Origin of the sequence: Bacteroides sp. 519 (assembly GCF_010500955.1) — a bacterium.
Taxonomy (GTDB): Bacteria; Bacteroidota; Bacteroidia; order Bacteroidales; family Bacteroidaceae; genus Bacteroides.
The window spans coordinates 478,179-496,711 of record NZ_QVMJ01000001.1; the positions used below are offsets into that span (position 1 = coordinate 478,179).

The window sequence follows — 18,533 nt, forward strand, 5'->3', positions numbered from 1 at the left end:
AATAAAATGAAAAAGATTTTAATAACAGCAATACTAGCCAGCTTACTACTGCCGGCTCAACTAATAGCTCAAAAAGTATATAAAGACGCTTCCAATCGGGTAATTCTTGAGTTAACAGTATCTGCCGGCATGCCGGCAGGTGCAATAACCAATGCGGCCAAATACGAGTCATTCACTCCCAGTGCTACTAAATTAGGTGCAGACAACAGTGAAAACGGTAGTATAAACGCCACTGTTTTTCAGAAATTAGAGGTAGCTCCCAATGATATAAACACCGCAAAGGAAATTGGCATAGGCGGAACCCTGACCATGAATTGGGTAACAGCTTTTAATGCTTGTAAAAACTCAGACCACGATGGTGGAGGATGGCGGTTACCTACCCAGCGCGAACTAATGTTGATGTACATTTTTAGGCCTGCATTAGAAGATTTAACCGGTGTAGCATTCGCAGCTGCCTATTATTGGAGTGCAACGGAGAATGCTGCTGCCAACTCGTGGTATGTGCGTTTTGATGGTACTTACTCGGGTTATACGTACTACGGTGCTAAGTCAACAGCTACTTACCGTGCTCGTTGTGTAAGGGAAATACAGTAAATTATGCTTTGGGCAGGCTATTAAGTTCTACTATTTTAACCGCAGAGTTTCGCGGATTAACGCGGAGTTTAATCGTTCTTTGATTTAGTTACAGATTGTAAGTTAAGCCGCATGGTTCAACCGGAACGGTTGTTAATCTTGGTAGCCCGTTGCTTTAGCTTCGGGTTAATGATGGGCCTATGTACAAGCGTGCCAAAGGTACGCAACTAACAAAATTTATCAATTTACTTTTTACACAACCTCATATGGGCAGGTTGTTAAGTTCTCTGCTCTGAAAGAGCATCCTTTCGATAACCCCGGACAAGCCTGCGTAGTCCGGGGTAGATAAACATCAAAAGCATTAAAACTCTTTCAGAGTTTCCCTTTTTATTCAGGGACAACTCTTTCAGAGTTGAACTCATTTTGGTGTGTCGCCACCCCGGACTGCGCAGGCTTGTCCGGGGTTATCGAAAGGATGCTCTTATCAGAGCAGAGAAAACTTAACCCTCCTATACGGCAGGGCTGTTAAGTTCTATCAATTGCCGTCTGCTTTAGAGGTTGTGTAAAAAATCCAATTGCTCTTTGATTTTGTTGCAAATTGTAAGCAATTACCCCGGTAGGGGTAATATGTGCATAATCCCGGGTGAGCAAAGCGTAACCGGGGTATAACTCCCCTTGATTTTCTGAGCTCCGAAGGAGTTCAACCCTTTCAGGGCTGTTTTGAGTGGGTTAGCCTACCCCGGGTTACGCTTCGCTCACCCGGGGTTATGCATAGTTAAAGCCCTTCGGGCTTATGCTACTTACAATTTGTAACTTGAAAAAATGAATGATCACACTTTTTACACAACCTCTAAAGCAAACAGCAATTGATAATTACTTAATCAACTTAGAAAATAATATCATGACATTCGTATTAATAATAATTATGAACATTTATTTACCAACATGAACAAACTCACATTCCTTTTCCTCACATTACTAACTACCCTCTTTATTTCATGTTCCAAGAACGAACATGTTTCTAAAGCCCCCTCTTTGCGTTTAATAGTAACAAACGAATCGGGCGAAAAAGTAGTTGGTGGCGTAGTGCTTTTATACAACAATTACCACGATTGGTACGAAACAATGAATCCTTGTCACTCCGGTATCACCAACAAAGATGGAGAAGTGCTTTTTGAAGATCTCGAAGAAGTTATTTACTACTTCGATGCATCCTATGCCGAAGAATACATGAACTATCCACAAGGAATCTATCGCACAGAAAACCCTTTAACAGAAGGGGTGTTGAAAACAGTAAATGTAACTATTTATAAAACTATTTATAAAACAGCAGAACAATGAAAATGAAACAAACAAGTATACTCTTTTTTATCGTACTAATTCTTAGTGGGTGTAGCAAAAATACCATTATCGACGAGCCCCGTCAGGAAATTGACGAAGGTATAGAAAACCTGTTCAATTACGAAGTGAACGAAACCAAAGTGTTGGTGTGGCACCCCGACATGTATGCATCAACTAACGATGTGCGGATTGAAACGGCCGATACAACAATTATAAGTATAAGCAAATCGTTTTACGAAAGGCTTGAACACAAAGTGGGCATGGAGTCTATTCTCAACATAATTCTTACAAACAACGATGTGCCTTTTATTCGTAAAGTAGGATTTGTGGATCCCCGTGGCGATAGATACTACATGGAAACCGAACAAGCCACTATCGAAGAAATGTTTAAGAATCTGGATGTAGAAATGAGTACTGAGCCATTCTTCTCGGAAGAAACAGCTACCCGCGCAGGCAGTCGGGCAGCAGGCTTTGTTGATGGTCAAGGTATTGTTCACCCCACCAAATACATTATTGAATACCCCGATGGCACCAAAGAAATAATGGATGGTCGCGATTGTGCCACTCGTTTCAGTGCCAGTTTAGACCTGCGTCTGGAATTTCCTTTCGATAAAGAATTTACAGTGCCCCACACCCCCGATTGGTTTAACATGGGTATTGGGGTGCAAGGCAAGGTATATGCCTACACCCATCTGGGAATTAACATTGGCTGGTTTAAACTGAATAAATTTGAAGCCAAGCTGGGTGGTGGCATAGAACTGGATATGCCTATATGGATGGAAGTAGAAACTGATTTGTTCAAGAAGTTTGAAACGGATATAGATGTAATGAAGGGTCCCAGAATTTCGGCGTTGATATGGATAGGGGCAATACCCATCTCGGTAGGGGTAACTCCCAAACTCAACTTTGAAGCAAGTTTGGGCGCACGGGCCCAAGCACGGTGCGAGTATGGTTTTAATTACAATATGGCTTTCGAAACCGGAGTTGTGTTCGAAAGAAACAAAGGCTGGCGACCCATCAGGAAATTTAATCAGGATTTTAATACCAGAGACTTTACAGCCAGCGCAGGCGTAGAGGTATCGGGCAAAGCAGGATTGTATGCCAAACTAGCACTGGATATCTATAGTATAGAATCCATCTATGCAAAAATAGGAGCCTACACAAGTGCATTGGCGGGAGCCGAAATATCGTATAACCCCAACGAACTAACCATAAACTACCATGCCGATTGGGGTGTGGAAGCCGGATTGGGAGCCCATGTAAAGGTATTAAACTATAAATTGGCCGAATGGAGCACCGAGTTCAATATATATGGGCCAAAGGTTATTTGCGATTATGAAAAAACGTATCCGTTTTGAATTTGAATCCACATGGACAAACTAAAACTATTCTTTCTTCTCTTCCTGCCCCTCCAACTACTGGGGCAGGATTTCCCCGTTTCTGCCTCCTTTGCCCACAGCAACATTGTGTGGGATGGAACCAAGCTAACCTTTGCCACCACTCCGGCCGGGAATGTCGCTATCCCTGCCCGTTCGCAAGGCGTATTGTTTCAATGGGGTTCGTTGGTGGCTATCAGTCCGGCAGCCCTTTCGGGAACAGATGCCACTTATACCGCTGGGCAATACCCACAAGGGCATATTATTTATTCACCAACTGGTGTTTACGATTATAAGTGGGCAGATATTCCGTTTGTGAATGACACTATAGACCATATTACCGGCTTCGATGCCCGTGCCGGTACAGGCGATATTTGCCAATACATATCGGCACAAGGCTGGGTAGATGGCAATTGGCGGCTACCTACAATCCATGAATACATCCGGCTGCTGGCCGAGCAGCCCGGTGTATCTTATGGTGGTGACTTTACCAGTACACTTGTAACTTCTGGCAAGCCGGCAAGCAATCATTATGGGTATTACCAAGTACCGGCAGGGCAGGAGTTGGCCAGTGGCTTACGTTTTCCGGCCGGCGGTTACCGTAAGTATTACAATGGTGTGGCCGATGCTGTGGGTAAGTTCGGCTATGTTTGGTCGGGCTCAGGGTACAGTGGCGGGGATAGGTATTATATTTTTGTGTGTGGGAGGAGGGGGGTTTAAAGGGTTTATGAAAGGGAGAATGGGGTTTCCAGCGTCCAGTTTCTTAAATCGGTAGATGAATATTGTGCCAGTACCGATGTCCAACTGCTTTTTACGATGATCCTGTTATTGTGGCAACCGGTGGTGCTATAAGTAAAGTTAATGGTACAGCAACTACCTCGTATACTAAAAGATGGCCNGGGTAAGTTCGGCTATGTTTGGTCGGGCTCAGGGTACAGTGGCGGGTATAGCTATTATATGTTAGTGTATGGTAGCAGGGTTATTAAAGGGATTCATGAATGGCAGAATGCGTTTGCGGTGCGGTGTGTACGGGATTAGAAAATATAAAAAAAGAAAAAAGAATCATAAAGAATATCACATAATCAAAAGCTGGGAAGCAAAACCCTAGCTTTTTTTGTTATATTTATACGATATTTAAACATCATGTTTAAGTTCTACTATTTTAACCGCAGAGTTTCGCGGATTAACGCGGAGTTTTTAATCTCTATGCAGCATTGAATCTTAAACTCTGCGAAACTCTGCGTACTCTGCGGTTAAATCAAAGACCGCATGGATTCCCCTTGGTTAAGGAGGGCTGGAATTATATTCATTAACAACTTATTAAAAATGCTTATGAAACAAAAGAAATTGCTTTCATTAAACCTTTCGCAGTTAAAACAAATGTATCAGTCTAAATTGCCAGTGCTTTTCGACTTAGCTACCGAAGCTGTAGACGAAGCCGGTTTTAAGACTCAACTAAAACAATACATTTTAAATTATCCGGGAAGAGAGGTGAGTGGGCAACTTCTAAATCTTTTATCTTACGATGGGAGTGAAGTCTTTGAACTTTCCACAGGTGAGAATATACAAATTCAAACCATTCATTCACTTTGGAAATTTCTAACTAATCAGCTGCCCAAAGAATTTAAAAATACAGACTTATTCGTTGATTTATTTATTCAATTTAAAAGATTAGAAGAAGCCGAACCACTAAAACCTACCATGCAGAAAATAAAAAGTCGCACCGATAGATGGTCTACAGGCATGGATGAGGAAGTTATTAAGATACGCGAAGAAAATAAAAAGCGAATAATTTCTTTACTGATAGCAAAAATAGAAAGTCGCAAAGTGCTTCAAACACGTTATCAGTTTTCGGAAGAGATGACTTATGAAGAGAAATTCGAACTGGTTAACCAGTGGTGGAATCAATCGCGTTTTCATCTTTCTATGGCAATAAAAGGTCCTAATGAGTTGAATCGTTTTCTAAACAATTCTTTATCCGAAGCAACAATGCAGGTATTGGCAAAAGCAAAGAAAAAAGGTATTCCTTTCTTTATAACTCCTTATTATTTATCATTGCTCAATACCACAAAAGAGGGCTATAACGATGAAACCATTCGTAGTTACATACTCTATTCTACGGAACTGGTTGATACATACGGAGATATTCGTGCATGGGAAAAAGAGGATATTGTAGAAGCCGGAAAACCCAATGCCGCAGGATGGTTGTTGCCCAATGCGCACAACATTCATCGGCGTTACCCTGAAGTAGCCATACTCATCCCCGATACTATGGGAAGAGCCTGCGGAGGGTTATGTGCTTCTTGTCAGCGTATGTACGACTTTCAGAGTGAACGTCTTAACTTCGATCTGGATACACTTGCCCCTAAAGAAACATGGGACAAGAAACTTCGGCGCCTGATGACCTATTTTGAAGAGGATACCCAGCTACGCGATATCCTGATAACAGGTGGCGACGCATTGATGAGTCAGAATAAAACTCTCAGAAGCATTCTTGAAGCAGTTTATAAGATGGCAGTGCGTAAACAGCGGGCAAACTGGGAACGGCGGTCCGGCGAAAAATATGCAGAGTTACAAAGAGTTCGACTCGGTTCTCGTTTGTTGGCCTATCTTCCTATGCGTGTTAATGATGAACTGGTTTCCATTTTGCGCGAGTTCAAACAAAAAGCCTCAGAGATTGGTGTGAAGCAGTTTGTTATTCAAACACATTTTCAAAGTCCTTTAGAAGTAACTCCACAAGCGCGCGAAGCTATCGAAAAAATACTATCGGCCGGTTGGATAATAACCAATCAGTTGGTATATACGGTTGCTGCTTCCCGGCGTGGACATACCACACGGCTTCGTCAGGTACTAAACAGTTTAGGTGTGTTGTGTTATTATACCTTCTCGGTTAAAGGTTTCAGAGAGAACTATGCAGTATTTACACCCAACAGTCGTTCTATTCAAGAAGAAAAGGAAGAAAAAATAGCCGGTAAGATGACACATGTACAGCAGGAAGAGTTAGCGGCCCAAATGGACAAAGGAGAAGATGTGGAAAACCGTATCCGTAAGTTCACAAAGAAACATCATCTGCCATTTCTGGCAACCGACAGAAATGTATTAAACCTTCCCGGTATAGGTAAAAGTATGACATTTACCACCGTTGGTATAACAGATGAAGGAAAGCGGATATTGAAGTTTGAACACGACAGCACCCGAAACCACAGTCCTATAATTAATCATATATCCGATGTGTATATTGTAGAAAATAAATCTATAGCAGCCTACCTCCGGCAATTAGAAACAATGGGAGAGGATAGCGAAGATTATGTAACAATATGGGAGTATATGTCGGGCAATACAGAACCTAGGTTCCGTATTTATGAATATCCAAACTTTAATTTCAGTATAACCAAAGAGTTCAGTAACTTGGGTAAACTACATATATGAATGAAATAACAATAGAAAAACATCCGCTTGAACCTTTTTTACCTCTCAACACAAAGTTATTAATGTTGGGAAGCTTTCCGCCCCAGCGAAAAAGATGGAGTATGGATTTTTATTATCCCAACTGGAATAATGATATGTGGCGGATTTTCGGGCTAATCTTTTTCAATAACAAGAATAAGTTTTTGAATGAGAAAGCAAAAACCTTTTGCAAAGAAGAAATAATTAACTTATTAAATACCCAGGGGATAGGTATATTCGATACTGCTACTGAAATTCGCCGCTTGCAAGATAATGCATCCGATAAATTTTTGGAAGTAGTGAGGCCAACCAATATAAAAGAACTACTCACTAAAATACCAGGATGCGAAGCCATTGTAACCACCGGTCAAAAAGCTACCGATACGTTACTTGACCAACTGAATATTGCAGCACCCAAGGTTGGAGGGTTTACATCTTTTGTACTGGAAGGAAAACCAATGAAATTATTCCGTATGCCTTCTTCATCCAGAGCTTATCCACTAGCTTTGGATAAAAAGGCAGAGGTTTATCAAAGTATGTTCCATGAATTAAAAATGATATAATATGAAACCTTTATTCTTATGTTATAATGTTTGCAGCACATGCAAGAAAGCAGAAAAATGGCTTAAAGACAATGAAATAGAGTATGCCTCACGAGCAATTGTAGCCGATAATCCTACCGTAGAAGAACTTAAAAAATGGATACCTATGAGTGGCTTGCCCATAAAAAGGTTCTTTAATACCAGCGGATTAATATATAAAGAACAAAAAATAAAAGATAAACTTGCAGATATGAGCGAGCAGGAACAAATAGAATTATTGGCCACCAATGGCAAACTAGTTAAACGTCCGTTGGTAATAACCGATAACACTGTGTTGGTAGGCTTTAAAGTCGAAGAGTGGGAGAAAGAATTCCTGGCGAAGTGATAGCTTCCATTATTGAATCTGAATAATTCGGCTAAAAGTTTGTATATCTAAAAATATCTGTTACCTTTGCAGCCGCAAACACGGGAGTAGCTCAGTTGGTAGAGCACTGGTCTCCAAAACCAGGTGTCGGGAGTTCGAACCTCTCCTCCCGTGCTAAGATAGAAGCCTGTAAATTAATGATTTACAGGCTTTTGTCTTAGATGAGTCAGACCTCTTCCCAAATTACACACAGGAAAAATTGGTATGTAGAAACGTATAAAGATGCTCATAGAGTATAATGAAGATACGTAATATCTCTATTCAAAAAGATAGCGAAAGGTTTGCCAATGGCAAACTTTTCGCTATCTTTGTAGTGTAGAATTAGAACTGCGGGGTCAGCAGGATAAAAACGACAGAGTTCTATGAATAATTTGATTGACGCAATTTTAGAGATTGCAAAGCAGAATCCGGGTGGATTCACTGTTAAACTTCCAACTTTGGAGTGGGTTACTAAAGGTTATGTTTGTGCTTATATTGAGACACAAAACTGTTTCGACAGAGAGGGGCTTGAAAAAGTTGTCAAACACGCCTTGGAAAACAGTCAGATAGTTGGCGGCTGGTTGGATGCCGAAAACAATCTTTATTACTACGACAGTTCAAGAGTATTTGATACTGAAAACGAAGCAATAGAATTTGGGAGACAGAACAAACAGCTTGCAATCTTTGACCTTAACAACTTTAGGGAAATAAGATTGTAGTTCAGGTGGGGCGAAAGCCCCACCATTATTCATTTATTATTAAATAAAAAACAAACAGCGTTATGAAAGGAATTGAAAAGCTATCGTTTTTAACACCGGAGAATAAAAATCGCCTATTTACCTCCGAAAGGCTATATAGGCAACATGCTCGCATTGAGTTTGAAGTGTTGAACTTTGATGATACTTCAAACGAAGTTATAATCAAAGTTTGGCAAAACGAGAATGTAATGGAGAGGTATCTTGAACCGAAAGAACTTATCTCCCGAACAAAAGAAGTTTTCGATATAGTGCCTGAAGGAACTCGTGTTCATGTACATCCTGTAGCATATATCAAAAAGCGGCTCAAAACATATAATGTTCAGGATATTCTTAAAGATATGGATGAACTCGGTCTTCAACAAAAAGACTTAGTGAAACTACTTGATATTGACAAATCGAATATCAACAGGTTGCTTAATGGAGGCAGAGAGCTAACGAAATATCAGAAAGCGATGTTTTATTATACTTTTGAGTATCTGAAAATGAAAAAATGAAAGTTTGCCACCTCATTGGCACTGTTTGCCAACACCTTGGTATAACAGTGCCACAAGCATGGTAAAACCTTGCCAACCTGCATTATCTTGAATAATATCAAATAAAATAATTAACTTGATCGTATAGGTCCTCCTCCCGTGCAAGTTGCAATGATACTGTTCTTCATGAAAATCCTCTATATAATTCTCGGGTCAATATCGTTAGTGTTAGGTATTATCGGTATTTTTGTACCTTTACTTCCCACAACCCCTTTTTTACTTCTTACAGCAACATTGTATTTTCAAGGTTCTCCTCAATTATATAATTGGTTATTGAACCATAAATACCTTGGGCCATATATTCGTAATTTCAGAGAGAATAAGGCAATACCCCTACGGGCTAAAATAGTATCCGTATCGTTGTTGTGGATAACAATTTTATATTGCATCTTCTTTGTAGTAAAAATGTTTTGGGTTCAGATACTGTTGTTCTGTATTGCAACAGGGGTGACCTATCATATCCTATCATTTAAAACATTAAAGAAGTAACAATAATAATGCTACCTTTGCAATCAGTTAATAAAACAAATAATGGAATACCGGTTAAATAAATATATCAGCAGTTCGGGATTTTGTTCCCGCCGTGATGCCGACAGGTTTATAGAAGAAGGAAGAGTTACTGTAAATGGTAAACGGGCTACTATAGGGATGCGTGTGCTTCCCAGGCAAAAAGTGAAAGTAGACGGTGAACTTATAGTAAACAATATCGAACCAGTGTATATCGCTTTCAATAAACCAGTGGGAGTTGTAAGCACTACAGATACGCAGGAAAAAGATAATATAATCAATTTTATCAGTCATGAGCAGCGAATATTTCCGATAGGCCGCTTAGACAAAGATTCGCAAGGCTTAATATTGTTAACCAACGATGGTGATATTGTAAACAAGATATTAAGAGCAGGCAACAACCATAAAAAAGATTATCTGGTAAAAGTAAATAAACCCATAACCAAAGAATTTCTTACCCGCATGGCTCAGGGAGTTCCTATTCTGGATAGGGTTACACGCCGGTGCGAGATTGTTGAAATAAACCCTTATGTGTTTCAAATATCACTTATCCAAGGACTAAATAGGCAGATCAGACGCATGTGTGAGTACTTTGACTATGAAGTACTGAAACTGGAACGCATTCAGATAATGAATATCAAATTGGGAAACCTTGGCCAAGGCAATTGGAGAGATTTAACCGAGGCTGAATTGGAAGGATTGTTTGATATGCTTGATAACTCGGAAAAAACAGTAACATCAAAGAGAGATCCTAACAGCAATAAGCGTTTTAACAAAGCGCTCGAAAAAGCTGATTTAAAGAAAGATTATCGAAAAGCCAATAGCGTTTCAAAATTTACAAAGAAATCGGATAAACCCAAACAGGCAACAGCAGCCCAAGAAGATAGACCAACCGGGAAAACAAAACCAAAATTCAAAGGACGGCCAGCAAGCGGATTGAGAGTTGGCAAACAAAAAGTAAGGAAGAAGTGAGGATAACTCATAACTCAAAACAATTTTCGGCAAAAAGTTTTTGTAATCTGAAGGTTAATTGTATTTTTGTGTACAATTTTGGTGTAGAATGAAAGCAGAGGAAAAAAAACTATTAGCCGATTTTGAATCCAGCCTAAGACAATTAATGCGTCAACACGACGAATTAAAACGAAAATATGCTGATTTGGAGAAACTTCTTGAACAACAAAAAGAAGAAACAAACCTGGTCAGGAAGGATTTGAAACGACTGGAAACAGACTATACCAACCTAAAGATAGCTCAGGCAATTAGCATTAATGGCGGAGATGTTAAAGACGCAAGAATGCGATTGTCGAAACTAGTGCGTGAAGTCGATAAATGCATCGCTTTATTGAATGAATAAACAGGAAAATAAGGATGTATAACGATAAGATAAAAATAAATCTGCGTATAGCCGACCAGTATTATCCCTTGTGGATAAACCGTTCAGAAGAAGAACTGGCCCGGAAGGCTGCAAAGCAGGTAGAGACGATGTTAAATCAGTACCAGGAACGTTTTCCATCGGTAGACACTGGAAGATTGTCCATCATGGTGGCCTATGAATTTGCTCGTAGGTATTTTGGTTTGGAAGACAGAAATGACACATCGCTTTATACAGAAAAGGTGAAAGAACTATCAGATGAACTGGAAAATTATCTGAGGAGAGAGTAACTCTATTTTTAGATTAGAAACTTTACGCACTGCTTGTTGTACTCATGATTGAAATCAGAGTATCAAGTAGTGCGTTTTATTTATATAACTTTAATAACAACTAATAACAATGACAGTAACAATAGTAACATCCATTGTATGCTTCATTGTAGGAGGAATTCTAGGATATATATTATTTAGATATGTATTGAAATCCAAGTACAACAGCAAAATAAAAGAAGCTGAGATTGAGGCAGAAGTGATAAAAAAGAATAAATTGCTCGAAGTAAAGGAGAAGTTCCTGAACAAGAAAGCCGATTTAGAAAAAGAAGTAGCTGCACGTAACCAAAAAATTCAGCAGTCGGAAAACAAGCTGAAACAACGTGAGCTGGTAATTAACCAACGCCAGGAAGATGTTCAACGTAAAAAAGCTGAAGCTGAGGCGGTAAAAGAAAATCTGGAAGCACAACTCCTGATTATAGACAAGAAGAAAGAAGAACTTGATAAACTCCAACAACAGGAAAGAGTAAAACTGGAAACAATATCGGGCTTATCGGCAGAAGATGCTAAAGAAAGGCTGGTCGAATCTTTGAAAGAAGAAGCTAAGTCGATGGCACATTCGTACATCAATGATATTATGGACGATGCCAAACTGACTGCCAACAAAGAAGCAAAACGTATTGTAGTACAAACCATACAAAGAGTAGCAACCGAAACAGCCATCGAAAACTCAGTAACTGTATTCCATATTGAGTCCGACGAAATAAAAGGTCGTATTATCGGCCGTGAGGGAAGAAATATCCGCGCACTTGAAGCTGCTACAGGAGTAGAAATCGTTGTAGATGATACTCCCGAAGCAATTGTACTTTCGGCATTCGATCCGGTACGCCGTGAAATAGCCCGTTTGGCACTTCACCAATTAGTAACCGATGGTCGTATTCACCCGGCACGTATCGAAGAAGTTGTTGCTAAAGTACGTAAGCAGGTTGAAGAAGAAATTATTGAAACAGGTAAACGTACAACAATCGACCTTGGTATTCATGGGTTGCATCCTGAGTTAATCCGTATCATTGGTAAAATGAAATATCGTTCGTCATACGGTCAGAACTTGTTGCAACACGCTCGTGAAACAGCAAACTTATGTGCTGTAATGGCATCCGAATTAGGATTGAATCCAAAGAAAGCAAAAAGAGCAGGTTTGTTACACGATATAGGTAAGGTGCCCGATGAGGAACCCGAATTGCCACACGCATTGCTCGGAATGAAACTAGCCGAGAAATACAAAGAAAAACCAGATATTTGCAATGCAATTGGTGCTCACCACGATGAAACAGAGATGACCAGTATACTGGCTCCTATCGTGCAGGTGTGTGATGCCATTTCGGGTGCACGTCCTGGTGCTCGTAGAGAAATTGTTGAAGCCTATATTAAACGCTTGAACGATCTGGAACAATTGGCAATGAGTTATCCTGGGGTAACAAAAACATATGCTATTCAGGCCGGACGCGAACTACGCGTAATTGTAGGTGCCGATAAGATAGATGATAAGCAAACCGAAAATCTATCAACAGAAATAGCTAAGAAAATACAAGATGAAATGACTTATCCGGGACAGGTGAAGATTACTGTAATCAGAGAAACCCGTTCGGTTAGTTTTGCTAAATAAAGTTATAATTGAACCGCAGAGTTACGCGAGTTTCGCAGAGTATTAATTATTTAACTCTGCGTTAATCTGCGAAACTCTGCGGTTCATTTTTTAATATCTAAATTATAAATAGAATGGTTTTTGAAGTTTGTGCAAATTCAGTAGAAAGCTGTTTGGCTGCTCAGGGTGGGGGAGCCCAGCGAGTAGAATTATGTGCCGGAATATCGGAAGGCGGAACTACTCCTTCGTATGGCGAAGTATTAACTGCCAGAGAATTGCTTGATATAAAGCTTCATATAATTATCCGTCCGCGCGGAGGAGACTTCCTTTATTCAGAAACAGAAATCAGGATAATGGAGCGAGACATTCATTGGGCGCGTGAAGCAGGAGTAGATGGCGTGGTTTTTGGCTGTCTTACCCGCGAAGGTAATATTGATATACCTCTCACAAACCGGCTTATGCAAGCCTCGAAAGGATTATCCGTTACTTTTCATCGTGCATTCGATCAATGCCGGGAACCGTTTCAAGCACTGGAACAATTAATAGATTTGGGCTGCAACCGTATTCTTACTTCCGGTCAGCAACCCACTGCCGAACAAGGTATTCCTCTTTTAAAACAACTCATTGATAGGGCAGGGGATAGAACCATAATTCTTCCCGGAAGCGGAATCAATGAAACCAATATAAAACGTATTGCACAGGAAACCGGAGCAACAGAATTCCATTTTTCGGCTCGTGAAGCAGTTAAAAGTGAAATGGAATATTATAACCCTAATATTTATATGGGAACTTCTTCGTACGATGAATATACCCGCAATGTTACTACTGCCCAGCGGGTTCGGCAAACTATTGTAACATTATTGTAATACTCATAATAAAAAAGTTCTATTAAAAGACCTATAAATAGGGAAAAGTAATGTTTTTATGTTATAAAACATATTTTCCGAGAACTTTTCGTACCTTTGCAGTGTTATTTAAAACGAATAACAATTAATGATGAACCTCTTCAAAGCGTGAAGAGAAAATAAAAAGGTATTTATTATGAAAAAGATGTCAAATGAAATCATGATGCTTCAATATCGCATTAAGCGATATCAAGCAATGGGAAATGGAACCATGTGCCAGATATTAAATGGCAAACTCCAAAAACTGCTTGTAAAGCAGTAATTTTGAAACAAATTAAATTCAATATATCAATAAAGGGGCTTTGAGCCCCTTTCGTTTTTTCTACCAATCACTAAACTCAAAGCTTAATTGCTCCCAGATAGTGGTTTTATCATTTTGTTCTTCTATAGGATTCGAAACCGAAAGCCCTATCAACCGGATAGGATGATTCTCAAAATCTACTTCTTTTAAAAGTTTTTTGGCCAAAGGCAAAACTACTTCCAAACTTGTTAGTTTCTGGGCTTGGGTTATGCTGCGGGTTATCTGATTAAAATCATGAAATTTAATTTTCAGCGTTAATGTGTTGCCTGTAAATTCGTTCCTTTCTAATCGGGCAATCAATTCTTTGGTAACATGATATAACTCAATTATTACCGACGATTGTTTTGATATGTCTTTTTCGAGCGTTCGTTCGCACCCTATTGATTTTCTGATATGTACAGCTTCAACTGGGCGGTTGTCAATGCCATGCGAGAAGTCGTAATATAACTTTCCGGCTTTACCAAAATGCCTGTTTAGCATATCCGGCGAACATGCACGTAATAACTCACCATTATGAATACCCAGACTATGCATTTTTTTAGCAGTAACCGGACCTACCCCCCAGAAAGACTCAATGGGCAAACGGGCAATGAAATCAAGAGCCTGATTAGGATGAATGGTGCAAAGTCCGTTGGGTTTACGGTGGTCGGAAGCAATTTTAGCTAAGAACTTATTATACGATATTCCAGCCGAGGCAACCAGATTGAGCTCCTGCCGGATTCTTGTTTTTATTTCGCGTGCAATATCAACAGCTAGTTCTATTCCTTTCTTGTTTTCGGTTACATCCAAAAAAGCTTCATCCAAAGAAAGTGGTTCAATAATATCGGTATAATCATGGAAAATACTGTGGATGCTGCGCGATATTTCTTTGTAGGTTCCCATTCTGCCGGGTACAAAGATCAGGTTAGGGCAGAGTTTCTTTGCCCTGATTGAAGACATGGCAGAGCGCACTCCGTATTTACGTGCCTCGTAGCTGGCAGCAGCAACCACACCTCGTTCTTCGGCATGCCCAACTGCCACTGGTTTTCCTCGTAATTCCGGATTGTCACGTTGCTCAACAGATGCATAAAAAGCATCCATGTCGATATGAATGATTTTACGTTTCAACATAATAACATATAAAGTTACTACATTATTCCCGGATGTGATAAGCTTTTTCGAAATAAAATGGTGTGGACCTATCTTAAAAGATTACTGCGTTTCGATAAGGTCGGTGCCGGGTGTTGGTATTGTTAACGATCCCAGCGACATTATTTTATTGATATTCAGGTTATACAAATTATTGCGCACTACTCCAAAACGGCCATATTTGCCTTTTCCTCCGGCTTGGGCTACCGAAAAATGTTCGATGGGTACTTCATAGTACAATTTGGCACTATTATAGAATATCAGGTTATTGGTTTTTGCGGCAGTCTCGTTTTTCCAGTTCGAGAAGTTGAAGTTGGGATTCTCTTTTTTGAATTTCTCAATCTTATCAAACAGTCCTTCTTTGATATAAGGATTGATTTGATTATCGGTTACAGTTCCCGATGCATACAATGCCATATCTTGTGGACTAATGATATAGAAATATTTTCTCTCATCATTCTCGTAATAGGCGTTGTTGTGTATATGTTCTGCACTTTCTTGGGTTCCTCCTTTAAATACAAAAAAAGGTTCAACTGTTGGTGGGGTGCCTGTAGTGTTTGCATCTGAGCTGTTCCAGTCTCTGCGCAATGTTATTTCAAATACAACTGTTGTTGTTTTATCGCCTGTTTGTGCATCTTCTTCCATGGTGTTTTCGGGGATGTACATGGGGCCATCACCCTCTGCCCACGACCAATACGATGCCAGATCAATCCCGGATAATGAGGGATACGAAGGAGGCGATAGTTTTCTGGGCGAATAATTTGTTCCGTTGGTGTATGTAAAATCATCGGGAGTAAGGTAACGGAAATCAGCATATGTAGTGTTTGCCACCGCAAAATTAGGATCTTCGGCATAAAAGTTTTCCCAATCTGTGTCGCCTTGTTTCTCCATACCTAAAGCACCAGCTTTGTTTGTTAAATGCCTTAGCCAGTAACTCTTTTTGTTAACTACATTCAGGTGCCATTTAATATCTGTTGCTGTTAGGTAACTGATTTCGTTTGCCCACATAACAAACCGCCCGTAAAATTCGGAAATATCATAACCTACCGTAACTTTAGCCACTGTCCGTTCTACATTTACTTCGACCGGGGTTTCTTCGGCCTCTTCTTTTGTTTTGTGAAAATTTGTATTGGTTAGTTTGATCAGTCCCTGCCGATTCAGCATCAGAAAGTGGGTTGAACCGGTACCGGTATACATATTTGCAAAGTTTCTTCCCGAATCATCAAATGTGTCAAATGGAATATCTAGTTTATCTACAGACTGTTCCAGTGCTGTTATTGCTTTAATTGCATTGTTGGGGTTTACTGCAATAAGCATATAATAATGTTCTATGTGCAATGGGTGCGCAATGGTTTGAATCAGTATACTTTCGCCTTCGGTTTTCCAACTGTGAAGATCGTTTCCGGTAACAGCTATTTCTTCTGTGGTGTTATCAATACTTAAGTTTATATCCGGATTCCACAAATGTTCAACAATAGTGTTTTTTTCTGTTTCTTTGTAAAACACAACCCTGACTTCATTTATCAAAATTTCATTGTAACTATCTTTGTTTATTTCTGTATAATCTCGGGCAGGTATCTTTGATTTGGTTAATGGTATCCTGATTTTTAAAGAAAGCATACCTTTGGACTCGTTATTTCCGCCCGGATCGATATCGCATGTTATAGATTCGTTGATACAGGAAACCAGTGATCCGGTTATAAATATCAGAAATATAGTATAGTAGTGAATTTTCATTAAATCAAAACTCTAGAGTATCAAAAACTTAACCACAGATTAACAGATAATCTGTGGTTAATATTGATACTTTAAATTAAATTTATAAGATTACACCTTGGTCACGAGTTATCCAAGGAAGTATCTCAAATTTCACAGAGAGTAAAGCACCTTCATCTACTTTATCCTTAGGGGGTATTTCCAGATCTCCCAATGCATTAACCCCATTAATAGTAAGTTTATACATATTGTTACGAACAACTCCAAAACGACCATAACCCATTGGTACAGGTTGCAGAGCATTGGAGAAGTGACGAATAGGTATTCTATAAAATTGCAAATTGTTACTAAGTCGGAAAATTAAGTCGCCTTCTTGTATTGATTTGTCAGGAATATCTACATAATCTTTATTTGCACCTCCGAATATTTCACTAACTTCAGGGCTCCTAATATAATCCCGAAATCCTTTAATATCACTATTTTTAGCTTCGAGATTAGCCCAGCCTTCATGTGTTCCCGAATAAATCTTCTCCATCTCTTCACATGAAAACACATACCTGTTTTTGTATACAAAGTAAGTTCCTCCATCTTTACCAAGGGGACCACCTAAAGCTGTTCCACCTTTCGGCTGATAATAAACCCTAACCAGAATGCTTGTTGTTACATCTTCCCATTGCTCTTCGGGTGCCATGGTGTTTTCGAGTACATAAGTAATATCACCAGACCCGCTTTTACTCTTTGCCATTAAGTTAACATTGGCCGTATCAGTAATGTATGTGTAATGATCGGCCGGATTAGGCTTGCCATATCCTAAGTCTTTACCTAAAACATTTGTCTGATAATCCCAATAACTTGCACTTATTTGAGAATAATTGGGCGATTCGGCATACATATATATACGCATAGCATGATCGATCCCTACTTCTTCATCAATAAGAGCACCCGACCCTGAAGCGTCTTGAAGCCTTTTTGTTTGTTTTCTCATCCAGTATGTTTTCTTACGTACAACATCCACTTGCCATCTAAGCCCACTGGTACTGTTACTTGTATTGAAATTACTATCTAAAAGAACTTGTATTTTTGCAACAGCACGTTCAACATACAAATGTACAGGTGCTCCTATAGCTTCTTCTTTTGTCATTTTTATGTTTCCATTATTAATATTTATCAAACCGGCAAAATTGCTCATCAGAAAGTTATCTTTGTTTGTTCCTATCAAACTTTCGACAGACATCGATACCGGATTTTGAAGTGCTGACAAAGCGCTACCGGGTTCCGTAAGAGTTACAAGTGTTTCGGGATAGTTCAGAAAAACAGCCAGTTTATAATCCTTTCTCGCTACCTCCTTGGGCTGGGTGGTATATTTTGAGTCGGTAATATCGTAAATATCCTTTTTACTGGCTAATCCTTCTGTGGTTAAATCCAGTATAAACCGGTAAGCCACTTTATTGGTAGCGGCGTTATACAATACTACCATAGCTGAGTTTACTTTACCCTCTTCTGCGGTTCCTGTTACTGTACCTCCATAGGCTCTTGTGTTGTTTGCCACGGCACTGTTAATAATAGACATCGAAATATATCCTTTCTCAGTTGGTGTTTCGTCGGGATTGTTTTCGTCTATACCTAGATTCTCGTTCGAACAAGAAGCTAGAAGTAGCCCGGCAATAATAGTTATTGAACAGGCCATTTGTTTAAATAGATTTGTTCTCATAAAAAA

General features: G+C 39.5%; 19 protein-coding genes and 1 tRNA gene. 17 read left to right on the plus strand and 3 right to left on the minus strand.

Annotation, left to right across the window (positions count from 1 at the left end; all coding sequences use genetic code 11):
• Window positions 1-6 precede the first annotated feature (6 nt).
• From D0T85_RS02175 to D0T85_RS22980, 17 genes are all read left to right on the plus strand, one after another.
• Window positions 7-594 carry a DUF1566 domain-containing protein gene (locus D0T85_RS02175; protein ID WP_163209721.1) on the plus strand — a complete coding sequence of 196 codons (588 nt, stop codon included), beginning with the start codon at window positions 7-9 and terminating at the stop codon, window positions 592-594.
• Window positions 595-1,518: 924 nt separating this feature from the next.
• Window positions 1,519-1,914, plus strand: coding sequence for a hypothetical protein (locus D0T85_RS02180; RefSeq protein ID WP_163209723.1), 396 nt, complete (start codon window positions 1,519-1,521; stop codon window positions 1,912-1,914).
• The gene (locus D0T85_RS02185) at window positions 1,911-3,272 is read left to right on the plus strand and encodes a hypothetical protein (RefSeq protein ID WP_163209725.1); all 1,362 of its coding nucleotides are present in this window, start codon (window positions 1,911-1,913) and stop codon (window positions 3,270-3,272) included. The genes D0T85_RS02180 and D0T85_RS02185 overlap by 4 nt, the downstream gene beginning before the upstream one ends.
• Window positions 3,273-3,284: 12 nt before the next feature.
• Window positions 3,285-4,010 (plus strand): hypothetical protein, encoded by a 726-nt coding sequence (locus D0T85_RS02190; protein ID WP_163209727.1) that lies wholly within the window; start codon window positions 3,285-3,287, stop codon window positions 4,008-4,010.
• 612 nt (window positions 4,011-4,622) lie between these two features.
• Window positions 4,623-6,719, plus strand: a complete 2,097-nt coding sequence (locus D0T85_RS02195) for a KamA family radical SAM protein (RefSeq protein ID WP_163209729.1) — start codon at window positions 4,623-4,625, stop codon at window positions 6,717-6,719.
• Complete coding sequence (locus tag D0T85_RS02200) at window positions 6,716-7,300, plus strand: uracil-DNA glycosylase family protein (RefSeq protein WP_163209731.1); 585 nt, start codon at window positions 6,716-6,718, stop codon at window positions 7,298-7,300. The genes D0T85_RS02195 and D0T85_RS02200 overlap by 4 nt, the downstream gene beginning before the upstream one ends.
• Before the next feature lies 1 nt (window position 7,301).
• On the plus strand, window positions 7,302-7,664 hold the full coding sequence (locus D0T85_RS02205) for an arsenate reductase family protein (RefSeq protein WP_163209733.1): 363 nt from the start codon (window positions 7,302-7,304) through the stop codon (window positions 7,662-7,664).
• Between the two features lie 80 nt (window positions 7,665-7,744).
• Window positions 7,745-7,817, plus strand: a tRNA-Trp gene (locus D0T85_RS02210).
• Between the two features lie 248 nt (window positions 7,818-8,065).
• On the plus strand, window positions 8,066-8,401 hold the full coding sequence (locus D0T85_RS02215) for a hypothetical protein (RefSeq protein ID WP_163209735.1): 336 nt from the start codon (window positions 8,066-8,068) through the stop codon (window positions 8,399-8,401).
• A 62-nt stretch (window positions 8,402-8,463) separates the two neighbouring features.
• Window positions 8,464-8,934: a hypothetical protein gene (locus tag D0T85_RS02220; RefSeq protein WP_163209737.1), complete on the plus strand. Its 471-nt coding sequence runs from the start codon at window positions 8,464-8,466 to the stop codon at window positions 8,932-8,934.
• Between the two features lie 165 nt (window positions 8,935-9,099).
• The gene (locus D0T85_RS02225; RefSeq protein WP_163209739.1) at window positions 9,100-9,462 is read left to right on the plus strand and encodes a YbaN family protein; all 363 of its coding nucleotides are present in this window, start codon (window positions 9,100-9,102) and stop codon (window positions 9,460-9,462) included.
• 42 nt (window positions 9,463-9,504) lie between these two features.
• Window positions 9,505-10,452 (plus strand): 23S rRNA pseudouridine(2604) synthase RluF, encoded by a 948-nt coding sequence (rluF, locus tag D0T85_RS02230; RefSeq protein ID WP_163209741.1) that lies wholly within the window; start codon window positions 9,505-9,507, stop codon window positions 10,450-10,452.
• Between the two features lie 88 nt (window positions 10,453-10,540).
• Window positions 10,541-10,834: a hypothetical protein gene (locus tag D0T85_RS02235; RefSeq protein ID WP_163209743.1), complete on the plus strand. Its 294-nt coding sequence runs from the start codon at window positions 10,541-10,543 to the stop codon at window positions 10,832-10,834.
• 14 nt (window positions 10,835-10,848) lie between these two features.
• Window positions 10,849-11,142 carry a cell division protein ZapA gene (locus tag D0T85_RS02240; protein ID WP_163209745.1) on the plus strand — a complete coding sequence of 98 codons (294 nt, stop codon included), beginning with the start codon at window positions 10,849-10,851 and terminating at the stop codon, window positions 11,140-11,142.
• Between the two features lie 109 nt (window positions 11,143-11,251).
• A complete protein-coding gene (gene rny, locus D0T85_RS02245; RefSeq protein WP_163209747.1) occupies window positions 11,252-12,787 on the plus strand; it encodes a ribonuclease Y in 1,536 nt (511 codons plus the stop codon).
• 113 nt (window positions 12,788-12,900) lie between these two features.
• Entirely contained in the window at window positions 12,901-13,632 is a 732-nt protein-coding gene (locus tag D0T85_RS02250; protein ID WP_163209749.1) for a copper homeostasis protein CutC, read from the plus strand.
• A 175-nt stretch (window positions 13,633-13,807) separates the two neighbouring features.
• Complete coding sequence (locus D0T85_RS22980; RefSeq protein ID WP_255495680.1) at window positions 13,808-13,933, plus strand: hypothetical protein; 126 nt, start codon at window positions 13,808-13,810, stop codon at window positions 13,931-13,933.
• A 60-nt stretch (window positions 13,934-13,993) separates the two neighbouring features.
• Here D0T85_RS22980 and dinB read toward each other — a convergent pair whose 3' ends face one another.
• The 3 genes from dinB to D0T85_RS02265 all read right to left on the minus strand — a co-directional run bounded on the left by dinB (window position 13,994) and on the right by D0T85_RS02265 (window position 18,527).
• Window positions 13,994-15,082, minus strand: coding sequence for a DNA polymerase IV (dinB, locus tag D0T85_RS02255; RefSeq protein ID WP_163209751.1), 1,089 nt, complete (start codon window positions 15,080-15,082; stop codon window positions 13,994-13,996).
• Between the two features lie 81 nt (window positions 15,083-15,163).
• Window positions 15,164-16,837 (minus strand): Mfa1 family fimbria major subunit, encoded by a 1,674-nt coding sequence (locus D0T85_RS02260; protein WP_163209753.1) that lies wholly within the window; start codon window positions 16,835-16,837, stop codon window positions 15,164-15,166.
• Window positions 16,838-16,919: 82 nt separating this feature from the next.
• Window positions 16,920-18,527, minus strand: coding sequence for an Mfa1 family fimbria major subunit (locus tag D0T85_RS02265; RefSeq protein WP_163209755.1), 1,608 nt, complete (start codon window positions 18,525-18,527; stop codon window positions 16,920-16,922).
• Between the last annotated feature and the right edge of the window lie 6 nt (window positions 18,528-18,533).